We start from the raw sequence: 3,199 nt of genomic DNA on the forward strand, positions 1-3,199 counted from the left end.
CAAAGGCGTGGACAGCAGGATAGCGCACACTGCCGAGCACGCGTTCATTGGCGCGCTGCAAAGGATCCTCGGCCAGACGCTAAGGGTGCGCAAGGTAGAACACAAAAAGGATGCCAATACCGCGTTCATCGTCATCCCGCAGCTGGATATCGACGCCATAGTCAAGGCCGAAAACATGGTCAACGCACTCGTTGCAGAAGGGCGAGCCGTCACCACACACACCTATCCCACGCTGGAAGACGCCAGGAAGCAAAACCCCGGACTGCGGGCAAACGAGGAGCGCATAGCCGGCGAGGCAAGGGTGGTCGAGATCGAGGGCCACGACGTGACCGCGTGCGCGATGGATCACGCTTTAAACCTGAAAGAGTGCGACTTTTTCCTGGTGACAAGGCTGTCCAAGAGCGGCGGCGAGCATGAAGTGGATTTCGTAGTCGGCCAGCATGCAAAAGAGGCCGCCATTTCGCTGTCGACAAAAATGATGCGGGTGTGCGAGGAGCTGGGCGCCAACCCAAACACTGTGGAAAACACCGCCAGAAAGGTGCGGTCGCAAGGCGAGGCCAACTTGAAGAAACTAAAGGCGCTGAGCAGGGAAAAGCTCGCAGGCATCCAGCCAGTCGCTACCAACAATGTCATAATATTCAAGGGGGCGTTTGCCGGCCTTGCCGACGACGTGCTGCAGGAATTTGCGGGCGAAAAAATAGAGTCGCCGGGGGCAATAGTCGTCCTTGCAAACGCGGCCGGCGACAGCGCCTACTTTGTCTTTGCGCGCAATGAGGCGCTTGCTCTGGACTGCAACAAGGTCTTTCGCGAAGCAGCGGGGCCAGACGGCCGTGGAGGGGGCAAGCCGCATTTTGTGACCGGCGTCGTCAAGGCTGACAGGGCGGCAGAAATAATCGACAGGATTGTGGCAGGCACCCTACGGTTAAATTAATAACCTCTCTAATACAACAGGCTCTATTTAATTTGGAAATCAAAGAAGAGGACCTTGGCCAGTGGAGGCGCACTCATTACTCGTCCGAGGTCAACCCTTCGATGGCCAACAGGGACGTCGTGGTCATGGGCTGGGTGGCAAGCGTCAGGGACCATGGCAACATCCAGTTCATAATTATCAAAGACGCGCAGGGCGAGATACAGGTGACTGCCAAGAAAAGCGAGGCCGGCGAGCAACTCTTTGCGATTGCAAAGGAGGTTAAAGAGCACACGTCGCTTGGCGTGCGCGGCAAGATCCGCCCGCAGGAAAAGGCGCCAAACGGCGCCGAAATTATTCCAGTTGAGATAAGGGCGTTTTCGGTGGCGAAAAAGGCCGCGCCTTTCATGACGCAGGGCAAGACGTCGCCCGTCGGCATAGACACCCGGCTTGACCTGAGGGCCATCGACCTGCGCAGAAACCAGCTGGGCGCTATCTTTCGAATACGGCAGACCGTCGTCAACTCGATCCGCGAGTTTCTCGCCCGGCAGCAGTTCATCGAGGTGAGCACGCCCAAGATGATAGCGACGGCGACAGAGGGCGGCGCGGCGCTGTTTCCCATCTTTTATTATGACCGCGAGGCTTTCCTTGCGCAGAGCCCGCAGCTTTACAAAGAACAGTTGACGATGGCGTTTGAGAGCGTCTTTGAGATCGGGCCCATCTTTCGGGCAGAGCCGTCGCGCACAAACCGCCACCTGTCCGAGGCGACGTCTATCGACATCGAGCGCGCCTTTGTCGACTATGTAGACGCCATGGCGCTTTTAGAAAGGATGATAGTAAACATCATCGACACGGTCAAGGAGCGCAACCAGGCGGACCTGAAATTCCTCGAACTGGAGCTGCCAAAACTGGAACTGCCGCTGCCGAAATACGCGTATTCCGACCTGATTGACAAGCTGCAGGAGGCCGGCGAGCGCATCCAGTGGGGCGACGACATTTCTCCGCAGGTGATGAAGAGCCTGTCCGACGAGCGGCTGAGCGGCTTTTACTTTATCGTCGACTGGCCCACGTCGACCAAGCCGTTCTACGTAAAGCCGGGCGCGGACCCAAAGGTCTGCGAGTCGTTTGACCTGATGTACGGCCCGCTTGAAATGTCGTCCGGCAGCACCAGGATAAACCGCAAGGACCAGCTGGTAGAACGCATGCAAAAGCAAGGATTGAAGATAGACGCTTTCGATTACCATTTACGCGTCTTTGACTATGGCGTCCCGCCGCACGCCGGCTTTGGCCTCGGCCTTGAGCGGCTGCTGATGGCGCTTGCAAAAATTGAAAACATCCGCGACGCCACCTTTTACCCAAGGGACATCGACAGGCTGGCTCCATAGATGGTCACCAAAGAGGAGGTAAAGCACCTGGGCTGGCTCTCGAGGATCGACCTGTCAGACGAGGAGATAGAGCGCTACACAGCGCAGATAGAGCAGATAGTGGCGTACCTCGACAAGCTGGACTCGATGCCCCTTGAAAAGGCCGAGGCGATAAAAACCAGAATAGACCTGTCCAGCCTGCGCGATGACAGCGCCGAGGCTTTTGGCTCCGACCCGATAGGGACAAAGTCAAGAAAGGACGGATTCGTAAAGGGCCCGAGGATGGCATGACGCTTTACAAACTGGACGCGGCAAGTGTGGCGCAGGGCGTCAGGAACCGGGACTTTTCTGCCGAGGAATACATCTACCAGGTAATGGAGCGCATAGAGCAGGTAGAGCCCAAGGTCAACGCGTTTGTGACGGTAAACAAGGATGCAATTGAGCAAGCCCGGTCGCTTGACAAAAAGATCCGCGACGGTGGGGAGGCAGGGCCGCTTGCCGGCGTCGCTGTCAGCATCAAGGACAACATCTGCGTCAGGGGGATGCGCACCACGTGCGCGTCAAAGATGCTTGACAATTACGTTCCTCCATATGACGCCACGGTGGTCAAGAGGCTGCTGGAGGCCGGCGCAATCATTGTCGGCAAGGTGAACCTCGACGAGTTTGCGATGGGCTCGACTACAGAGTTCAGCAGGCACGGGGCCACCCGCAACCCGTGGGACATCTCGCGCGTGCCGGGCGGCTCGTCCGGCGGCACGGCCGCAAGCGTGGCCGCGATGGAGTGCGCCCTGTCGCTCGGCTCTGACACAGGCGGGTCCGTCCGTTGCCCTTCGAGCTTTTGCTCTGTCGTGGGGCTAAAGCCGACGTACGGCCTTGTCAGCAGGTACGGCCTCGTGTCGTACGCAAACAGCCTGGAGCAGGTGGGGCC

The 3,199-nt window shown here is 58.2% G+C and carries 4 protein-coding genes; all 4 read left to right on the plus strand.

Translation table 11 applies throughout. The annotated features are described in order from the left end of the window. On the plus strand, nt 1-931 hold a 931-nt coding region (locus ACREAY_RS10885; protein WP_431755794.1), incomplete at its 5' end, for a DHHA1 domain-containing protein. A 32-nt stretch (nt 932-963) separates the two neighbouring features. Continuing rightward, a complete protein-coding gene (aspS, locus tag ACREAY_RS10890; protein ID WP_431755795.1) occupies nt 964-2,292 on the plus strand; it encodes an aspartate--tRNA(Asn) ligase in 1,329 nt (442 codons plus the stop codon). Next, nucleotides 2,293-2,562 (plus strand): Asp-tRNA(Asn)/Glu-tRNA(Gln) amidotransferase subunit GatC, encoded by a 270-nt coding sequence (gene gatC / locus ACREAY_RS10895; protein ID WP_431755796.1) that lies wholly within the window; start codon nt 2,293-2,295, stop codon nt 2,560-2,562. Further along, nucleotides 2,559-3,199: amidase (locus tag ACREAY_RS10900; protein ID WP_431755797.1), on the plus strand; the 641-nt coding region annotated here is incomplete at its 3' end. The genes gatC and ACREAY_RS10900, both read left to right, overlap by 4 nt.

Origin of the sequence: Nitrososphaera sp., assembly GCF_050748925.1 — an archaeon.
Classification (GTDB): domain Archaea; phylum Thermoproteota; class Nitrososphaeria; order Nitrososphaerales; family Nitrososphaeraceae; genus Nitrososphaera.

Bases quoted from the DNA above. Each gene is read 5' to 3' on its own strand.
- gatC (WP_431755796.1), top strand. From the start codon at position 2,293: ATGGTCACCAAAGAGGAGGTAAAGCACCTGGGCTGGCTCTCGAGGATC.